The sequence below is a fragment of the Hydrogenophaga sp. FG152 genome, from assembly GCF_057809615.1.
In genome coordinates this window covers 119,725-135,202 of sequence record NZ_JBMDKH010000016.1, presented here as the reverse complement: position 1 = coordinate 135,202, position 15,478 = coordinate 119,725, and the positions used below count along the sequence as shown (strand labels likewise).

Below are 15,478 nucleotides of genomic sequence, written 5' to 3'. Positions count from 1 at the left end.
ACACGCGGCCCCCACCCCGACGACCGCATGCCCACTTCCACCCCGCTCGACACCCTGGACCCGGACGCCCCGCTGGCGCTGCGCCACCTGTGGCTGATCGGCGCGCTGCGCTGGGTGCGCGGCGAAGAGGCCGATGTGCAGGCCAGCGTCGGCCGCGTGCGCCTGTTCCTCGATACCGTGCAGGGCGATCCCGCCGTGCAGGCGCGCTGGCGCCGCTGGTGGGGCCGCTTCATCGCCACCGTGGACCTCACGCCCCTGCTGGCCGACCACGGCTTCGCGCCGCGCACCGCCTTTCTCAGCGAGTTCGGCAACCGCCTGCGCAAGAAGGTGCTGCCGGGCACGCCCGAGACCACCGACATGGCCGAGCTGTTCGACCTGCTGCTGTCCGCGCGCTTCGACGTGCGCTGGCTCAAGGCGCTCGACAGCGACACCCTCAAGCGCCTGCGCAGCCTGCTGATCGCGGCGCCGGCCGACGAGGCCCCGGCCGCCGACTCGCCCACCGGCTTCTGGCAGACCGCGCTGATGGACGCGCTGATCTACTGCGTGAGCCAGATCAGCGCCACCGGCTTCGCCTCGGAAATCCGCATCCGCATGTCGCCCGAGGCGCAGGCCCAGCGGCCCTTCCACGAACTGCCGGCCGATTTCGAGGCGCTGCGCCGCGCCGTGAACCGCCACGGCGCACGCAGCCCCGAAGCCCTGGCCGCCGCCGATGTGCTGCGCCAGCAGCTCGACGCCTGCCGCCACGCGGCCTACACCGTGTACTCGCACCTGGAAGAGCACGGCGTGTCGGTCGGCATCGTGTTCCGCCTGCGCCAGCTGCGCGAACGCATCGTGCGCGTCAAGGAACTGCTGGACTGCCTGCAGTCCGAGCAGCCCGAGCGCGCCACCGCCGCGCTGCTGGCCGACCTGGCCCAGGTCGGGCTGGACAACCGCAGCGTGCGCTCGCTCATCGCCAGCAGCTCGCACCTCACCGCGGCCAAGGTGGCCGAGCGCAGCGCCGAGAGCGGCGAGCACTACATCACCCGCAACGCCGCCGAGTACCGCGAGATGCTGCGCAAGGCGGCCGGCGGCGGCGCCATCATCGGCCTGACGACCTGGATCAAGTTCCTGCTGTACGGGCTGGGCCTCACCGCGTTCTGGGGCGGCTTTGCCGCCGGCCTGAACTACGCCGCCTCGTTCGTGCTGATCATGCTGCTGCACCTCACCGTGGCCACCAAGCAGCCCGCCGTGACCGCGCCGGCCATGGTCGCCAAGCTGCGCGACATCAAGGCTCCCGGCGCGGTGCGCCGCTTCGTCGACGAGGTGGCCAACCTGTTCCGCTCGCAGATCGCCGCCATCGTGGGCAACGTGGGCCTGGTGATCCCGGTGGTGGTGCTCATCAGCCTGGGCCTGCAGCTGCTCACCGGCCAGGCCATGGTGAACGAGGACAAGGCGCACCACGTGCTCAACGACATCCACCTGCTCGGCCCCACCGTGTTCTTCGCGGCCTTCACCGGGGTGCTGCTGTTCGCCTCCAGCATCATCGCCGGCTGGGTCGAGAACTGGTACGTGTTCCACAACCTGGACTCGGCCATGCAGCACAACCCGCGCTTCACCGCCGTGCTCGGGCGCGAGCGCGCCGCGCGCTGGGCCGATTTCATGCGCCGCAACATCTCGGGCCTGGCGGCCAACATCTCGCTGGGCTTCATGCTGGGCCTGGTGCCCGCGTTCGCGGCCTTCTTCAGCCTGCCGCTGGACGTGCGCCACGTCACCCTCTCGGCCGGCCAGGTCACGGCCGCGGCCATGGCGCTGGGCTGGGACGTGTTCACCGAGCCCGCCTTCTGGTGGGCGGTGGCCGGCGTGCTCGCCGTCGGGCCGCTCAACCTGGGCGTGAGCTTCTACCTGGCGTTCCGCCTCGCGCTGCAGGCGCAGAACATCAGCGAGGTCAACCGCCAGCTGATCCGCGCCGCGATCAAGCGCCGCATCCGCGCCGCGCCGCTGAGCTTCCTGATTCCGCCCCGGGCCGCGCGCCGCGGCGAAGACGACGACCCCCCTGCCCCGGCACCCTCGGCCGGTTCGCCCCAAGCGCATGGGTGAGTTCGAGCTGATCCGCCGCCATTTCCAGCGCGCACCGGCCCCCGCCGGGGACAGCGCGGTGGTGCTGGGCATCGGCGACGACTGCGCCCTGCTGCAACCCAGCCCCGGCCACCAGCTCGCGATCTCCAGCGACATGCTGGTCGAGGGCCGGCATTTTTTCGCCGACGTGGACCCCGAAGCGCTGGGCCACAAGGCGCTGGCCGTGAACCTGAGCGACCTCGCCGCCATGGGCGCACGCCCGCTGGGCTTCACGCTCGCGCTGGCCCTGCCCCACGCCGACAGCGACTGGCTCGCGCGCTTCGCGCAAGGGCTGTTCGCGCTGGCCGATGCGCACGCCTGCCCGCTGGTGGGGGGTGACACCACGCGCGGCCCTCTCAACCTGTGCGTCACCGTTTTCGGCGAGTTGAAACCCGGCCAGGCGCTGCGGCGCGATGCCGCGCGCGCGGGCGATGACCTGTATGTGAGTGGCCGCACCGGCGAAGCCCGGCTGGCGCTGGAGCAGCTGCGCGGCACCGGATGGGCCGGCACGGCCGTGGGCGCCGAAGCGCGCGCGCGCCTGGAGCGGCCGACACCGCGCAACGCCCTGGGTGTGGCGCTGTCGGCCGTGGCGGGCGCGCACGCCGCGATCGACCTGAGCGACGGCCTGGCCGGCGACCTCGGCCACCTCCTGCAGGCCAGCGGCGTGGGCGCCGAAATCCAACTGCCCGCCCTGCCCGTGGCCCCTGCGCTGCAAGGCCTGCCCGAGGCGCAGCGGCTCGAATGCCTGCTGGCCGGTGGCGACGACTACGAGCTGCTGTTCACCGCCGCGCCCGAAGAGCGCGAGGCCATTGCCCAGGCCTCGGCCGACAGCGCCACGCCGGTGACGCGCATCGGGCGCATCACGGCGGCCCCGGGCCTGCGCCTGCTCGGCGCGGCGGGCCAGGTAGTGCCATTCCACGCACAAGGCTTCGACCATTTCGCCTGAGTGCGCGCCCGATAATCCCCGCATGCCCGACACCGCCAACGACGCGCCGCTCACCCGCCCGACCTGGCGTTTCCTGTTCGCCCACCCCGCCCACTTCCTCGCCCTTGGGGCCGGCGCGGGCCTGAGCCGCCTGGCGCCGGGCACGGCCGGCACGCTTTGGGCCTGGGTCGCCTTCCTGCTGCTGGACCCGCTGCTCACGCCGCTGACCTGGGCGGTCGTGATCGCCGCGGCCACGCTCGCGGGCTGGTGGGCCTGCACCGTCACCGCGCGGCACCTGCGCGTGGCCGACTCCGGCCACATCGTGTGGGACGAGGTGGTCGCCTTCTGGCTGGTGCTCTGGATGATCTCGCCCAGCGGCTTCTGGGCCCAGCTCGCGGCCTTCCTGATCTTCCGGCTGTTCGACATGGTCAAGATCGGCCCCATGGCCTGGGCCGACCGGACCTTCAAGGGTTTCGGCCCGCGCGGCGGTTTCGGCATCCTGCTCGACGATTTCGCCGCCGCTTTCTGCACGCTTCTCGTCATCGCCCTGTGGAGGCTCTGAACATGCCCGACACCACCACCGCCCTGGTCGAGCAACTCGCGACCGCCCTCAAGGCGCGCGGCCTGATGATCGCCACGGCCGAAAGCTGCACCGGTGGCCTGATCGCGGGTGCCTGCACCGAACTCTCGGGCTCCAGCGACTGGTTCGAGCGCGGTTTCGTCACCTACTCCAACGCCGCCAAACACGGCCTGCTCGGCGTGCCGGCCCTGCTGATCGAACGACACGGCGCCGTGAGCGAACCGGTGGCGCGCGCCATGGCCTCGGGCGCGCTGGCGCACTCGCCAGCCCAGCTCGCCGTGGCCGTGACCGGCGTGGCCGGCCCCACCGGCGGCAGCGCCGAGAAACCAGTGGGCACGGTGTGGTTCGGCTGGGCCACGCCCGAGGGCGTGTTCACCGAGCACCAGCGCTTCGATGGCGACCGCGCCGCCGTGCGCCAGGCCACGGTGCGCCATGCGCTGGCCGGCCTTCTGCAACGACTGCCCCGCACCTGAAGCCCATGGAACCGTTCAAGAACCTCATCGGCCCGGCCACCGTCGTCAACGCCGGCCACCACCTGCGCCGCGCCTGGCCGACATTCGACCGCAAGCGCTTCGAGACCCAGGCCGCCACCGGCCTGGAGCAGCTGGAGTTCAAGGCCCGCGCCATGCAGCTGGCCGACGCGCTGGAAGCCACACTGCCCGACGACTTCAACGCCGCCTGCGACCTGCTGGAGGCCAGCCTCGCGCCACCCCTGGCCATGGACGCCCAGGGCGAACCGCTCAAGCTCGGCGAGGCGCGCGACGAGCACGGCATCGGCGGCTGGGCCCTGTGGGCGGTCGGCGAATTCGTGGCGCGCCGGGGCGTGGCCGACGAGGCGGCGGCCCGGCGCGGCCTGGCCTGCCTGCACGCGGTCACGCAGCGTTTCACCGCCGAGTTCGCCATCCGGCCGCTGATCCAGCGGCACCCCGCCCTGGCCTTCGACACCCTGGCCCAGTGGGTGGACGACCCGAGCGCGCATGTGCGCCGGCTGGTGAGCGAAGGCAGCCGCCCCCGCCTGCCCTGGGGCCTGCGGCTGCAGGCGCTGGTGGCGGACCCGGCCCCCACCCTGCCCCTGCTGCGCGCGCTGCAGGACGACCCCAGCAGCTACGTGCGCCGCAGTGTGGCCAACCACCTCAACGACATCGCCAAGGACCACCCCGACCTGGTCGCAGGCTGGGTGCGCGACCACCTGATCGACGCGCCCGATGCGCGCAGCGCGCTGCTGCGCCACGCCAGCCGCGGCCTGATCAAGGCCGGCCACGCACCGACGCTGGCGGCCTGGGGCCTGGGCAGTGGCCTGCAGGGAGAGGCCACGCTCGCGCTGTCGGCGAAGCGCGCGGCGGTCGGCGGCGAGATCGGCCTGCGCGTGCAACTGCGCTCCAGCGCGCGCCAGCCTCAGTCGCTGGTGGTGGATTACGCCGTGCACCACGTGCGCGCCAACGGCAGCGCCTCGCCCAAGGTGTTCAAGGGCTGGAAGCTCACGCTCGCGCCCGGTGAAGAACGCACGCTGGAAAAACGCCACAGCCTCAAACCCGTGACCACGCGCACGCTCTACCCCGGCACGCACGTCATCGACCTGCGGGTCAACGGCGTGGCGCTCGCCGAAGCGGCGTTCGAGCTGAAGGCCTGACCCGACGACCCCCGTGCACGAAAGGAACGACCGATGCTGACCGTCCACCACCTGAACAACTCGCGCTCGCAGCGCGTGCTCTGGCTGCTCGAAGAGCTGGGCGTGCCGTACCAGATCGAGCGCTACGAACGCGACCCCAAGACCATGCTGGCGCCAGCGGCGCTGCAGAAGGTGCACCCGCTGGGCAAGTCGCCCGTGGTGACCGACGGCAAGGCCACGCTGGCCGAGTCGGGCGCGATCCTGGAGTACCTGGTCGAGACCTATGGCGAAGGCCGGTTCGCGCCCGAGCGAGGCACGCCCTCCTTCCTGCGCTACCGCTACTGGATGCACTACGCCGAGGGCTCGCTGGCCACACCGCTGCTGCTGCAGCTGGTGTTCGACCAGATCGAGCGCAAGAGCCCCTTCATCGTGCGCCCGGTGGCGCTGGGCATCTCGTCCCAGGTCAAGAAGCTGCTCGTCACGCCCAACCTCAAGCGGCACTTCGACTACCTCGAAGCGGAGCTGACGGAACACGGACCGTGGTTCGCCGGGCGCTCATTCAGCGCGGCCGACGTGCAGATGAGCTTCGGCATCGAAGCGGCCGCCGCGCGCGGCCTGCTGAAGAACCGGCCCAAGCTCGCGGACTGGCTGCGCCGCATCCACGAGCGGCCCGCCTACCAGCGTGCGCTGGAACAGGGCGGGCCGTTCGATCTGTCGTCGTTCTAGGTTCGCGTCAACCCCACCAGAGGCATCCAGGGTCCGGCTCCGCCGGCCCGAGATGCCGTCCCCCCTCGAAGCGCCGAAGGCGCGCCACAGAGGGGGGAAGCCGCGCGCGGCGCAGGGGGGTGCGCCCCTCACGCCAGCTTGAACGGCAGTTCGCGCAGCGGCTTGCCGGTCAGGCTCGCGATGGCGTTGGCGAACGCTGGCGCCAGCGGCGGCAGACCGGGCTCACCCACGCCCGTGGGCGCGTCGGCGCTGGGCACGAGGTGCACCGCGATGGCCGGCATATCGGTGATGCGCGGCACGGCGAAGTCGCCGAAGTTGCTCTGCTCCACCACGCCATCCTTCAGGGTGATGGCCGCGCCCGGCAGGCACATGGACAGGCCCATCAGCGCCCCGCCCTGGATCTGCGCCTCCACGCTCTTCGGATTCACCGCGAGGTTGCAGTGCACGCCGGCCGTGACCTGGTGCAGCCTGGGCGTGCCGTCGACCACCGAGGCCTCGACCACGTAGGCCACCACCGAGTCGAAGGACTCGTGCACCGCCACGCCCCAGGCGCGGCCGGCGGGCAAGGCCTTCTTGCCGTAGCCGCTCTTGTCCACCGCGAGCTGCAGCGCGGCGCGGTGGCGCGCGGCCTTGTCGTCCATCAGCTTCATGCGGTAGGCCACCGGGTCCTGTTTCGTGGCACGCGCGATGTCGTCGATCAGCGTCTCCATCACATAGCCGGTGTGCGTGGAGCCCACGCTGCGCCACCACAGCACCGGCACATTGAGCTTGGGGTGGTGGGCCGAAAGGCGCATCGGCACGCTGTAGGGTTTGCCCATGCCTTCGACCATGGTCTCGTCCACGCCGCCCTTGACCATCATGGGTTCGAAGAAGGTGCCGGCCATGATGGACTGGCCCACGATCACGTGGTCCCAGGCCAGCACCTTGCCTTGCGCGTCAAAGCCGATCTCGGCGCGGTGCAGGTGCATGGGGCGGTAGTAGCCGCCGCGCACGTCGTCCTCGCGGCTCCACACCGTGCGCACCGGCGCGCTCAGGCCAGCGGCCTGCGCGGCTTTCGCGATGGTGCAGGCCTCGACCACGAAGTCGCTGGTGAGCAGGCCGCGCCGGCCGAAGCCGCCGCCGGCCATCTGCACGTTCATCGTCACCTGCTCGGGCTTCACGCCCAGCGTGCGCGCGGCGGCGGCGGTGTCCAGCCCCGGCATCTGGGTGCCGGTCCACACCGTGGCCTTGGCGGCGGCGCCGCTGCCGGTGAGTTGCACCGTGCAGTTCAGCGGCTCCATGGGAGCGTGCGCCAGGTAGGGAAACACGAACTCGGCGCTGATCTTGTGCGGCGCGTTGGCCAGCGGCGCCATGTCGGCGTCGTGTTTGATGTTGCCGGTCTTGGCGGCCAGGGCGCGGTAGCTCACGAGCTGCTGCGCGCTGTCCACCTTCTCGCGGCCGGCGTCGTTCCACTGCACCTTCAGCGCGTCGCGACCCTGCTTCGCGGCCCAGTAGCCCTCGGCCACCACCGCCACGCCTTCGCCGCCATCGTGCAGCGGCACGCGCAGCACAGCCTTCACGCCCTTCACCGCACGCGCGGCGGCGTCATCGACCGAGGCCACCTTGCTGCCGAACACCGGCGGGTGCTGGAGCACGGCGGTGAGCATGCCGGGCAGGCGCACGTCCATGCCAAAGCCCTGCCGTCCGCTGGATTTCGCCTTCGCATCCAGCCGCGTCGTGGGCTGGCCGATGAGTTTGAAGCGCGACGGGTCCTTGAGCGTGACCTCCACCGGCACCGGCTGCTGCATGGCGGCGTCGGCCAGGGCGCCGTAGGCGAGCTTCTTGCCACCGGGGCCGGTCACCACGCCGCGCTCGGTGGCCAGCGAAGCCACGGGCACGTTCCACTGCTTCGCGGCGGCTGCCAGCAGCATGGCGCGCGTGCGCGCGCCGAGCTCGCGGTACTGGGTGTACGAGTGCTTCACCGCCGTCGAGCCGCCGGTGATCTGCATGCCGAAGGCCGGGTCGTTGTAGGCCGGGTCGGCGTTGCCGTGCACGGCCTGCACGCGGCTCCAGTCGGCGTCCAGCTCTTCGGCCAGCACCATGGCCAGGCCGGTGTGCGTGCCCTGGCCGAACTCCAGTCGGTTGATGGTGACGGTGACCGTGCCATCGCGCGCGATCTTCACGAAGGCGGCGGGCTGCTGGTCGGGCTTCAGCCCAGTGGCGGCCGGGGCCGCACCCTGCTGGGCGCTGGACATGAGGGGGTAGGCGCCGAGCGCGAAACCGGAGGCCGTGGCGATCTTCAGGAAGCTGCGGCGCGCAATGCCTTCTGGCGCCTCGGCGTCCTCCAGGCGGTGGGCCAGCGCGGGCGGCAGGTGGGCGCGGATCTGGTCGGCGGTGTGGGTGTTCAGGTGCATGGTGCTTCGTCCTTTCAGGCCAGCGTGCGGGCCGCGTCCTTGATGGCGATGCGCACGCGCGCATAGGTGCCGCAACGGCAGATGTTGCCGGCCATGGCACCGTCGATCTCGGCATCGCTGGGTTTCGGGTTGGCCTTGAGCAGCGCGGTGGCGCTCATGATCTGGCCGCTCTGGCAGTAGCCGCACTGCGCCACGTCGGCCTTCACCCAGGCCTGCTGCACGGCCTGGCCGACGCGGTCGGTGGCCACGGCTTCGATGGTGGTGATCTTCTGGCCCACGGCCGAGGCGATGGGCGTGACGCAGGAGCGGATGGCCGCGCCGTTCAAGTGCACGGTGCAGGCGCCGCAGAGCGCCGCTCCGCAACCGAACTTGGTGCCGGTCATGCCCAGGGTGTCGCGCAGGGCCCAGAGAATGGGGGTGGATTCGTCGGCGTCGACGCGAACGTCCTTGCCGTTGATGTTGAGCGTGGTAGGCATGCGTGGGTTCTCCTGTCGTGGGTGGAAGCGGTACACAAGTGAATGAATGTTCATTCGTTATCTGCTGAAAATGGTGACGCAGTTAGAGCTTTTTTTCAAGCCTTCAGGCCATCCCAACACAGGCCGAAAGCTTGCGCCAGAGACGCTTCCGTGTCGGGCAGGTCGCCGCTGCGCAACAGGCTTGCCGTGTCGCGCACCGAGCCAAAAAAATGGGCGGCCAGCAGCATGGTCGGCGCGTCCTTGACAATCTGCTGAGCCCGCGCTTCGTCGAAAAAACGCAGGCAGCCGGCGGCAAAGCGCGCCGAGAACTGGCGCGAAGCCTCGCTGAACCAGGGCGAGTTGTAGTACTGGTCCATGAACACGGCTTCGGGCCCATGCGCCAGGCGGTGGCGCAGCAGGCGCATCCAGTTCTGCTGGAACCGGGTGCGAAAGGGGGTGGAAGGATCGACCTCCGCGTCGATCAGCGCGGCCAGCGCGCCCTTGACCTGCTCGTACAGCGCGTTGAGCAGCTCTTCCTTGGAGCGGTGGTAGACGTACAGCGTGCCGGTGGCCAGGCCGGCCTCGCGCGCGATGCCGGCCATGGTCAGCCCGCTCAGGCCGACGCGCTCGACCAGCGCCAGGGTGGCACGGGCAATGGCCTGCTGTTTGTCGTCGTCCTTGGGTTTCATGAGGGCGCGATCTTAAGCGAATGAATGTTCATCCGTCAATCAAAGAATGGCCCAGGGAACAAGGTGCTTGCTTCAGAAATGCCGCGGAACCGGCCTTGCCGGGCCGCTGGCATTGCCCCCTTGAGGGGTGGCGCGCAGCCGCAGCGGTGGGTCAAGCCATGCCGTGGCACTTCTTGTACTTTTTCCCGCTGCCACACGGGCAGGGGTCGTTGCGGCCCGGCGTGGCCTCCTTGCGCACCGGCTCCACGCGAGGCCCCAAACTCTTGCCGATCTGGTGCAGGTCGTAGACCGCCCAGATGGCGGCGCCGAAGGCGTTGAGCCGGTCGTCGCTCACGCTGGGCGGGCCGTCCTCGGCGTGCATGTTCACCGTGGGGGTGTCGGTGTCGTCCTCGGTCAGCGCGACCACCTTGTCGAGCGCCTCGTCGATCCAGGCGGCGGTCTCCTTGTCGCGCGGCGGCTCCCAGTCCTCGCCGAAGTTCTCCACCACGAACATGAAGCCCAGCGCCCACACCTGGGCGTAGGCCGGCAGTTCCTGGTCCTGGAACTCGGCGCGCTCTTCGTCCGGCAGCGCGGCCACGGCGCCGCGCACATCCATCAGCTCGGGGTGGTAGCTGCGCTCGTCCTCCAGCGTGTCCACGGGTGCGGCCAGCGATGCCGCCACCTCGGCCTGGCGGCGCGACCACAGGTCCATGAAACGCTCGTACTGCGCGGTGTTGCTGAAATGCGTGCCGTCGTCCTGCGGCGCGGTGGGCAGCGGGCCGGTGCCCAGCAGCACCGGCAGCCACTCGGCGGGCTCGATCGGGCGGCGCGTGCACAGCAGTGCGGCCATCGCGCCTTCGCAGAACTCCCATTGCGGCACCTCGTCGCCGCGCGTGCGCAGGTCGTCCAGGATGGCGTCGAGCGCGTCGTAGTCGTCATGGTCCAGCGCGCCGGCCGGGTCGAAGGGGGTGTTCGTCGTTGTCATGGTGCAAAAAAGCCGGGGTTTTATGATGCCCCGCAGTGTATTCCCCGGTACACCCAAGAAAGCCCGCATGCTCGACCGCCTCAACGCCCTCTATCCCGTGCGATACACCGCTTTCGCGCTCTGCGCGCTGATCGCGCTGCTGAGCCTGTTCACGCTGGTGGCCTTCGGCCTCGGGGGGTTCACGTTCCTGCTGTTCGGGGCCCTGTCAGCGGTGGGCGTCTGGGACCTGCGGCAAACCAAGAGCTCGGTGCTGCGCAACTACCCGGTCATCGGGCACCTGCGCTTCATGCTGGAGAAGATCCGGCCTGAGATCCGCCAGTATTTCCTGGAGAACGACACCGACGCCACGCCCTTCTCGCGCAGCCAGCGCAGCCTGGCCTACGCGCGCGCCAAGGGCGAGACCGACAAGCGCCCCTTCGGTTCGCAGCTGGACATGAATGCCGACGGCCACGAGTGGCTCAACCACTCGCTGCAGCCGAGCACGCTGGCCACACACGACTTCCGCGTGCTGATCGGCGGCGACGCGTGCACGCAGCCCTACGACGCCAGCATCTTCAACATCTCTGCGATGAGCTTCGGCGCGCTCTCGGCCAACGCGATCCAGGCGCTCAACGCCGGTGCGAAAAAGGGCGGCTTCGCGCACGACACGGGCGAGGGCTCGATCTCCGCCTGGCACCGCCTCAACGGTGGCGACCTGATCTGGGAGATCGGTTCGGGCTACTTCGGCTGCCGCGACGAGACCGGCCGCTTCAGCCCCGAGCGTTTCCAGGCCAACGCGATCGACCCGCAGGTGAAGATGATCGAGATCAAGCTGAGCCAGGGCGCCAAGCCGGGCCACGGCGGCGTGCTGCCCGGCCCCAAGGTCACGCCCGAGATCGCCGCCGCGCGCGGCGTGCCGGTGGGCATCGACTGTGTCTCGCCCTCGTCGCACAGCGCGTTCACCACGCCGATCGAGATGATGCATTTCATCACCCAGTTGCGTGAACTCTCGGGCGGCAAGCCGGTCGGCTTCAAGCTGTGCATCGGCCACCCCTGGGAGTGGTTCGCCATCGTCAAGGCCATGCTGCAGACCGGCGTGCGGCCGGATTTCATCGTGGTCGATGGCGCCGAGGGCGGCACCGGCGCGGCGCCGCTGGAGTTCACCGACCACGTGGGCGCCCCGCTGCAGGAAGGCCTGCGCCTGGTGCACAACACCCTGGTGGGCGTGAACCTGCGCGAGCACATCAAGGTCGGCTGCGCCGGCAAGGTGGTGAGCGCCTTCGACATCGTGCGCGCCATGGCCATCGGCGCGGACTGGTGCAACAGCGCGCGTGGCTTCATGTTCGCGCTGGGTTGCATCCAGGCGCAGAGCTGCCACACCGGCCACTGCCCCACCGGCGTGACCACGCAGGACCCGGTGCGCCAGCAGGCGCTGGTGGTGCCCGACAAGGCCCAGCGCGTGTTCCATTTCCACCAGAGCACGCTGATGGCGCTGCAGGAACTTGTGCAGGCCGCCGGGCTGCAGCACCCGCGCCAGATCACCTCGCACCACCTGGTGCGCCGCGTGAGCGAGAACGAGGTGCGCCTGCTGGCCAACCTGCTGCCCTCCACGCCACCCGGCGCGCTGCTGACCGACCTGACGGCGCAGCACGCGGTGTTCACGACCTATTGGGAGCGGGCCAGCGCGGAGCGGTTCAGCCTGGCCTGATCCGAGCAGCGAGCTACTTGCTCGCGGTTGCCGTCGGCACGTCGGTGCCCGTCGTGGGCATGCCATCCTTCTCGGCCGCACGGTCGAACATCAGGGTTCGGCCAAACACCAGCTGGACCCACTGAGGGTAGGTATAAGCCGTTCCCTTGTTGTGATCGATGATGGCGCCGATGCCGCCGCCGAGAATGATGTTGCCAAACATGCCGCCATTCGCGCGTGAAACGGCTTTGGCCACAGCCTCTGGGTTCGACGGATCCTTGCACACGATGTCCAGGTCTTTGCTGGAGCGGCGCACCTGCACGGTGTCACCGGATTTCATCTGGACGACGCCGTAGTCGTTGGTGAGCTTGCATTCCGCGCCGGCCACCACCTGCCCTTCCGGCGTCTTCGTCTCCACCTTCATCGGATGGGTCACGTCGTTGATCACCGAGGCGCAGCCGGTGAGCGAAAGCGCGCCGAGCGCAAACAGACAAAAACGGATCATGAAAAACCTCCCGGGTTTGTTGAAAGCCCGGGAGTTTATCAATACTTTTTACTTACTACCCCCTACCGTATTTCACCTGTCTCGCCCATTGAATTCCTGCACCGGGACCGTGCTCAGGTCCAGTCCCTCGATGCAGCGCAGGTTCACCGCCGCCACGGCGTTGCCCTTGGGATCGACGCCCTCGGCGTAGGGATGCATGCCGCACGTGGGGCAGAAGCGGTGCTTGATGAGGTGCTTGTTGAACAGGTAGGTGCTGGCCGCGTCCTCGGGGGTTTTCAGCGTGAACTGGTCGCGCGGCACGAACCAGAGCAAGGACCCTTTGCGGGAACAGATGGAGCAGTTGCACGACAGGGCGCTGCCGATCTCGCCCTCGACGTCGAACGCGACCTTGCCGCAATGGCAACTGCCGGAATAGCGTGTGCTTGCCATGGAAGAACCTCGCAAACCTGGAAGGGGAAAGTCAGTTGTAGCAAACCAGGACCGCACACACCGCCGACGCCAAAGCCGCCCCGGTGCGCACATGGTTCCAGCGCGTCCATTCGCGCACGTAGACCGGCCAATATGTTGCCGCTTCGGCAGACGTGGCCTCCAGGCGCGCAAGGCGGTTGTTGCGCGGCACATTGAATGCCCCGGTCACACCGAACGTCCCCACCGCATAGAGCAGCCCTGCCACCAGCAACGCTGAGGACGCGGTCATCAGCGCCACCGCCAGACAGGCGATGGACAGCAGCAGGGTGCCCATGAACGCCCCCATGAACCACGGGTTGATCACCACGACGTTGATGCGCTGCATGGCGGCCACGCCCTGCGCGGCGGGCAGTTGCGCCAGCGCCTTCATCACGAAGCTGGAGAAGCCGAAGAACACGCCCCCCACCGTGGCCGCGCCAAGGGCGGTGAGCAGGGCCAGCAGGTCGGTGCCGCTCATGGTTCGACCTTCGCGCCCTTTTCCCGCAGCAGCTCGCGCAGCACCGAGCGGTGGCAGTGCGACTCGTCCTCGCAGTAGCAGCCGACGGAAAAATCCGATCCGTGCGACAGCGCGGCAAGCAATTCCAGGTTGCGCGCGCTCTCGGGTGTGGCCATCTCGGCGCGGTACTTGCGCGTGAAGGCGCTCCACTGCGCGGGCGTCTCGGCGGACTGACCGAGCTTCATGGTCTCCACGCTGGGCGCGAGGTTGGGGTACCACACGTCGTACCAGTTGCCCGAGGCGAACTCGGTCTTGGGCACGCCGCGCGGCGGCCGCCGCACCGTGCCGATGCGGGTGCCCTCGCCCGCCGCCCTGTCGCTGCCCAGTCGAACCACCCGAATGGCCATGGCCGTCTCCTTGTGAAACTTCAGATGCGCGAGCCGTCTTCCAGAAAGCGCTCCTCGCGCTCCAGCCTGCCCTGTTCGTTGTACCGTTTGCGGCGCAGCAGCAGCCCGCGTTCGCCATGTTCGTCCTCGCGCACGAGCACGCCTTCTTCGTTGAAGTACTTCTGCCAGCCCCAGAGGCGGCCATTGCGCTCGGCGTTGACGGCCGCGGGCTTGCCGTTGTCCCAGAAGCTCTCGATGGTGCGCTCCTGCTCGCGGCCTTCGCGGCGGATCTGCTGGCGCATTTTCGGCTGGCCGTTCAGGTACCACTGCTGGATGCGCTGCTCGTAGCCCTGGGCCCAGGTGGATTCCTGCGTGAGCTGGCCGCTCTCGGCCCATTCGCGCGCCGTGCCCTCGCGGCCGCCCGGGCCGCCGGGATCGCGCTCGATGAAATCGGTTTCGGAACGCGGCTGGCCCGAGGCGTAGAACACGCGCTTGATGCGCCGGCCGTCCTTGAGTTCTTCGTTGCGCACCAGCCGGCCTTCGCGGTCGAGCACGCTCAGGCGCTGCATCTGGCCCTTGAGGTAGCTCACGGTGCCCGAGGATTTGCCGGGTTCGCGGTACAGCGTGACCTCGCTCGCGCGCCCGCCGTGGCCGCAGACATCGCGGTCCTGCGGCAGCACGCTGGTCGGCGCGCAACGCAGTTCCTTCAGCGTGCCGTCCGCGAGGTAGGCGATGGTGAGCACCGTGCGGCGCTCGTCAGCGAAGTGCAGTTCTTGCAGGTACCCGGCCTCGGCAAAGTTTTTCTGCACGCCCACGTTGCTGCCGTTGTCGAGGTTCTCCTCCTTGCGCAGCGTGCCCTTGGCATCGAAGGTGCGCGCCACGCCGTGGCGGTTGCCGCGCTCGTTGACGCTGTACTCGCGCCGCTCGCCGTCCGCCAGCACCATCACCACGGGGCCGACGAAGCGGCCTTCGCGCAGGGTCTGCTCGCGGCGGCGCACCTGGCCGTCCTCGTCGGTGCAGCGCATCACGCCGCTCTTGCCGGCCGTGGTGTGGCCGTTGTTCGGGTTCACGCTCTCGCCGTTGAGTTCGCAGCGCTGCACGGCCCAGGACGGGGCACAGACCATCAGCGCGATGCTCAGCCCCAGGAGCTGGCGTTCAAACCGCATGGGCAGGGCTCGTCCATTCGCGGCAGATGGTCACGCCGATGCGCTCCATGCGCCGGGCCATGCAGAGCACGGCGTCGTCCTTGCTGACCAGCGTGGCACGGTGCGCAGCGGCGAGGTCGATGAACTTCTGGTCGTCGGCGTCCTTGCAGGTGAAGGCGGCCTTGGAGGCTTCGGGCACGAGCCGGGCGCAGCGGTCAAACGCATCGAGCACGGCCTGCGCGGGCCGGTCCTGGGCCGCCAGGCGGCGCGCGATCTGCGGGTAGGCCAGCACGCGCACCAACTCTTCGCGCATGGCGGCGGTGGCCAGCCACTGGCCATGCGAGCGCTCCAGTGCCTCGCGCAGGGGCGCGGTGGCGGGGTCCTGGAAGACGAACAGATCGAGCGCGATGTTGGTGTCGAGCACGACGGTGTCCATG

General features: G+C 69.6%; 17 protein-coding genes. 7 read left to right on the top strand and 10 right to left on the bottom strand.

Going from position 1 to position 15,478, the window contains the following annotated elements; genetic code table 11:
• The first annotated feature begins 27 nt into the window (after positions 1-27).
• From ACODTB_RS19140 to ACODTB_RS19115, 6 genes are read left to right on the top strand one after another with little or no spacing between them, the layout of a single operon-like run.
• Positions 28-2,076 carry a site-specific recombinase gene (locus ACODTB_RS19140; protein WP_488929631.1) on the top strand — a complete coding sequence of 683 codons (2,049 nt, stop codon included), beginning with the start codon at positions 28-30 and terminating at the stop codon, positions 2,074-2,076.
• Positions 2,069-3,040 carry a thiamine-phosphate kinase gene (gene thiL, locus ACODTB_RS19135; protein ID WP_488929630.1) on the top strand — a complete coding sequence of 324 codons (972 nt, stop codon included), beginning with the start codon at positions 2,069-2,071 and terminating at the stop codon, positions 3,038-3,040. The genes ACODTB_RS19140 and thiL overlap by 8 nt, the downstream gene beginning before the upstream one ends.
• 22 nt (positions 3,041-3,062) lie before the next feature.
• Positions 3,063-3,581, top strand: coding sequence for a phosphatidylglycerophosphatase A family protein (locus ACODTB_RS19130; protein ID WP_488929629.1), 519 nt, complete (start codon positions 3,063-3,065; stop codon positions 3,579-3,581).
• 2 nt (positions 3,582-3,583) lie between these two features.
• Positions 3,584-4,072, top strand: a complete 489-nt coding sequence (locus tag ACODTB_RS19125) for a CinA family protein (protein ID WP_291117468.1) — start codon at positions 3,584-3,586, stop codon at positions 4,070-4,072.
• A 5-nt stretch (positions 4,073-4,077) separates the two neighbouring features.
• Positions 4,078-5,229, top strand: a complete 1,152-nt coding sequence (locus ACODTB_RS19120; protein WP_291117465.1) for a DNA alkylation repair protein — start codon at positions 4,078-4,080, stop codon at positions 5,227-5,229.
• A 33-nt stretch (positions 5,230-5,262) separates the two neighbouring features.
• On the top strand, positions 5,263-5,934 hold the full coding sequence (locus ACODTB_RS19115; RefSeq protein WP_291117462.1) for a glutathione S-transferase family protein: 672 nt from the start codon (positions 5,263-5,265) through the stop codon (positions 5,932-5,934).
• A gap of 128 nt (positions 5,935-6,062) precedes the next feature.
• Here the strand turns inward: ACODTB_RS19115 and ACODTB_RS19110 are convergent, their stop codons facing one another.
• The 4 genes from ACODTB_RS19110 to ACODTB_RS19095 all read right to left on the bottom strand — a co-directional run bounded on the left by ACODTB_RS19110 (position 6,063) and on the right by ACODTB_RS19095 (position 10,435).
• Positions 6,063-8,327 (bottom strand): xanthine dehydrogenase family protein molybdopterin-binding subunit, encoded by a 2,265-nt coding sequence (locus ACODTB_RS19110; protein ID WP_291117459.1) that lies wholly within the window; start codon positions 8,325-8,327, stop codon positions 6,063-6,065.
• Between the two features lie 14 nt (positions 8,328-8,341).
• Positions 8,342-8,803, bottom strand: a complete 462-nt coding sequence (locus ACODTB_RS19105) for a (2Fe-2S)-binding protein (RefSeq protein WP_291117456.1) — start codon at positions 8,801-8,803, stop codon at positions 8,342-8,344.
• A gap of 95 nt (positions 8,804-8,898) precedes the next feature.
• Positions 8,899-9,471 carry a TetR/AcrR family transcriptional regulator gene (locus ACODTB_RS19100; protein WP_291117453.1) on the bottom strand — a complete coding sequence of 191 codons (573 nt, stop codon included), beginning with the start codon at positions 9,469-9,471 and terminating at the stop codon, positions 8,899-8,901.
• 151 nt (positions 9,472-9,622) lie between these two features.
• On the bottom strand, positions 9,623-10,435 hold the full coding sequence (locus ACODTB_RS19095) for a UPF0149 family protein (RefSeq protein WP_291117451.1): 813 nt from the start codon (positions 10,433-10,435) through the stop codon (positions 9,623-9,625).
• Between the two features lie 67 nt (positions 10,436-10,502).
• Between ACODTB_RS19095 and ACODTB_RS19090 the strand changes: the two genes are divergently transcribed.
• The gene (locus ACODTB_RS19090; RefSeq protein WP_488929628.1) at positions 10,503-12,122 is read left to right on the top strand and encodes an FMN-binding glutamate synthase family protein; all 1,620 of its coding nucleotides are present in this window, start codon (positions 10,503-10,505) and stop codon (positions 12,120-12,122) included.
• 13 nt (positions 12,123-12,135) lie between these two features.
• Here ACODTB_RS19090 and ACODTB_RS19085 read toward each other — a convergent pair whose 3' ends face one another.
• The 6 genes from ACODTB_RS19085 to ACODTB_RS19060 form a co-directional block, all read right to left on the bottom strand.
• The gene (locus ACODTB_RS19085) at positions 12,136-12,606 is read right to left on the bottom strand and encodes a hypothetical protein (RefSeq protein ID WP_291117445.1); all 471 of its coding nucleotides are present in this window, start codon (positions 12,604-12,606) and stop codon (positions 12,136-12,138) included.
• 72 nt (positions 12,607-12,678) lie between these two features.
• Positions 12,679-13,035, bottom strand: a complete 357-nt coding sequence (locus ACODTB_RS19080) for a GFA family protein (RefSeq protein WP_291117442.1) — start codon at positions 13,033-13,035, stop codon at positions 12,679-12,681.
• Between the two features lie 31 nt (positions 13,036-13,066).
• On the bottom strand, positions 13,067-13,531 hold the full coding sequence (locus tag ACODTB_RS19075; protein ID WP_291117439.1) for an anthrone oxygenase family protein: 465 nt from the start codon (positions 13,529-13,531) through the stop codon (positions 13,067-13,069).
• Positions 13,528-13,917 (bottom strand): DUF488 domain-containing protein, encoded by a 390-nt coding sequence (locus ACODTB_RS19070; RefSeq protein ID WP_291117436.1) that lies wholly within the window; start codon positions 13,915-13,917, stop codon positions 13,528-13,530. The genes ACODTB_RS19075 and ACODTB_RS19070 overlap by 4 nt, the downstream gene beginning before the upstream one ends.
• A 20-nt stretch (positions 13,918-13,937) precedes the next feature.
• Positions 13,938-15,062, bottom strand: coding sequence for a toxin-antitoxin system YwqK family antitoxin (locus ACODTB_RS19065; protein ID WP_291117434.1), 1,125 nt, complete (start codon positions 15,060-15,062; stop codon positions 13,938-13,940).
• Complete coding sequence (locus ACODTB_RS19060; RefSeq protein WP_291117431.1) at positions 15,052-15,477, bottom strand: putative toxin-antitoxin system toxin component, PIN family; 426 nt, start codon at positions 15,475-15,477, stop codon at positions 15,052-15,054. Before ACODTB_RS19060 ends, ACODTB_RS19065 begins: the two co-directional genes overlap by 11 nt.
• Position 15,478 lies beyond the last annotated feature (1 nt).

Bases quoted from the DNA above. Each gene is read 5' to 3' on its own strand.
- ACODTB_RS19140 (WP_488929631.1), top strand. From the start codon at position 28: ATGCCCACTTCCACCCCGCTCGACACCCTGGACCCGGACGCCCCGCTG.
- thiL (WP_488929630.1), top strand. From the start codon at position 2,069: ATGGGTGAGTTCGAGCTGATCCGCCGCCATTTCCAGCGCGCACCGGCC.
- ACODTB_RS19130 (WP_488929629.1), top strand. From the start codon at position 3,063: ATGCCCGACACCGCCAACGACGCGCCGCTCACCCGCCCGACCTGGCGT.
- ACODTB_RS19125 (WP_291117468.1), top strand. From the start codon at position 3,584: ATGCCCGACACCACCACCGCCCTGGTCGAGCAACTCGCGACCGCCCTC.
- ACODTB_RS19120 (WP_291117465.1), top strand. From the start codon at position 4,078: ATGGAACCGTTCAAGAACCTCATCGGCCCGGCCACCGTCGTCAACGCC.
- ACODTB_RS19115 (WP_291117462.1), top strand. From the start codon at position 5,263: ATGCTGACCGTCCACCACCTGAACAACTCGCGCTCGCAGCGCGTGCTC.
- ACODTB_RS19110 (WP_291117459.1), bottom strand. From the start codon at position 8,327: ATGCACCTGAACACCCACACCGCCGACCAGATCCGCGCCCACCTGCCG.
- ACODTB_RS19105 (WP_291117456.1), bottom strand. From the start codon at position 8,803: ATGCCTACCACGCTCAACATCAACGGCAAGGACGTTCGCGTCGACGCC.
- ACODTB_RS19100 (WP_291117453.1), bottom strand. From the start codon at position 9,471: ATGAAACCCAAGGACGACGACAAACAGCAGGCCATTGCCCGTGCCACC.
- ACODTB_RS19095 (WP_291117451.1), bottom strand. From the start codon at position 10,435: ATGACAACGACGAACACCCCCTTCGACCCGGCCGGCGCGCTGGACCAT.
- ACODTB_RS19090 (WP_488929628.1), top strand. From the start codon at position 10,503: ATGCTCGACCGCCTCAACGCCCTCTATCCCGTGCGATACACCGCTTTC.
- ACODTB_RS19085 (WP_291117445.1), bottom strand. From the start codon at position 12,606: ATGATCCGTTTTTGTCTGTTTGCGCTCGGCGCGCTTTCGCTCACCGGC.
- ACODTB_RS19080 (WP_291117442.1), bottom strand. From the start codon at position 13,035: ATGGCAAGCACACGCTATTCCGGCAGTTGCCATTGCGGCAAGGTCGCG.
- ACODTB_RS19075 (WP_291117439.1), bottom strand. From the start codon at position 13,531: ATGAGCGGCACCGACCTGCTGGCCCTGCTCACCGCCCTTGGCGCGGCC.
- ACODTB_RS19070 (WP_291117436.1), bottom strand. From the start codon at position 13,917: ATGGCCATTCGGGTGGTTCGACTGGGCAGCGACAGGGCGGCGGGCGAG.
- ACODTB_RS19065 (WP_291117434.1), bottom strand. From the start codon at position 15,062: ATGCGGTTTGAACGCCAGCTCCTGGGGCTGAGCATCGCGCTGATGGTC.
- ACODTB_RS19060 (WP_291117431.1), bottom strand. From the start codon at position 15,477: ATGGACACCGTCGTGCTCGACACCAACATCGCGCTCGATCTGTTCGTC.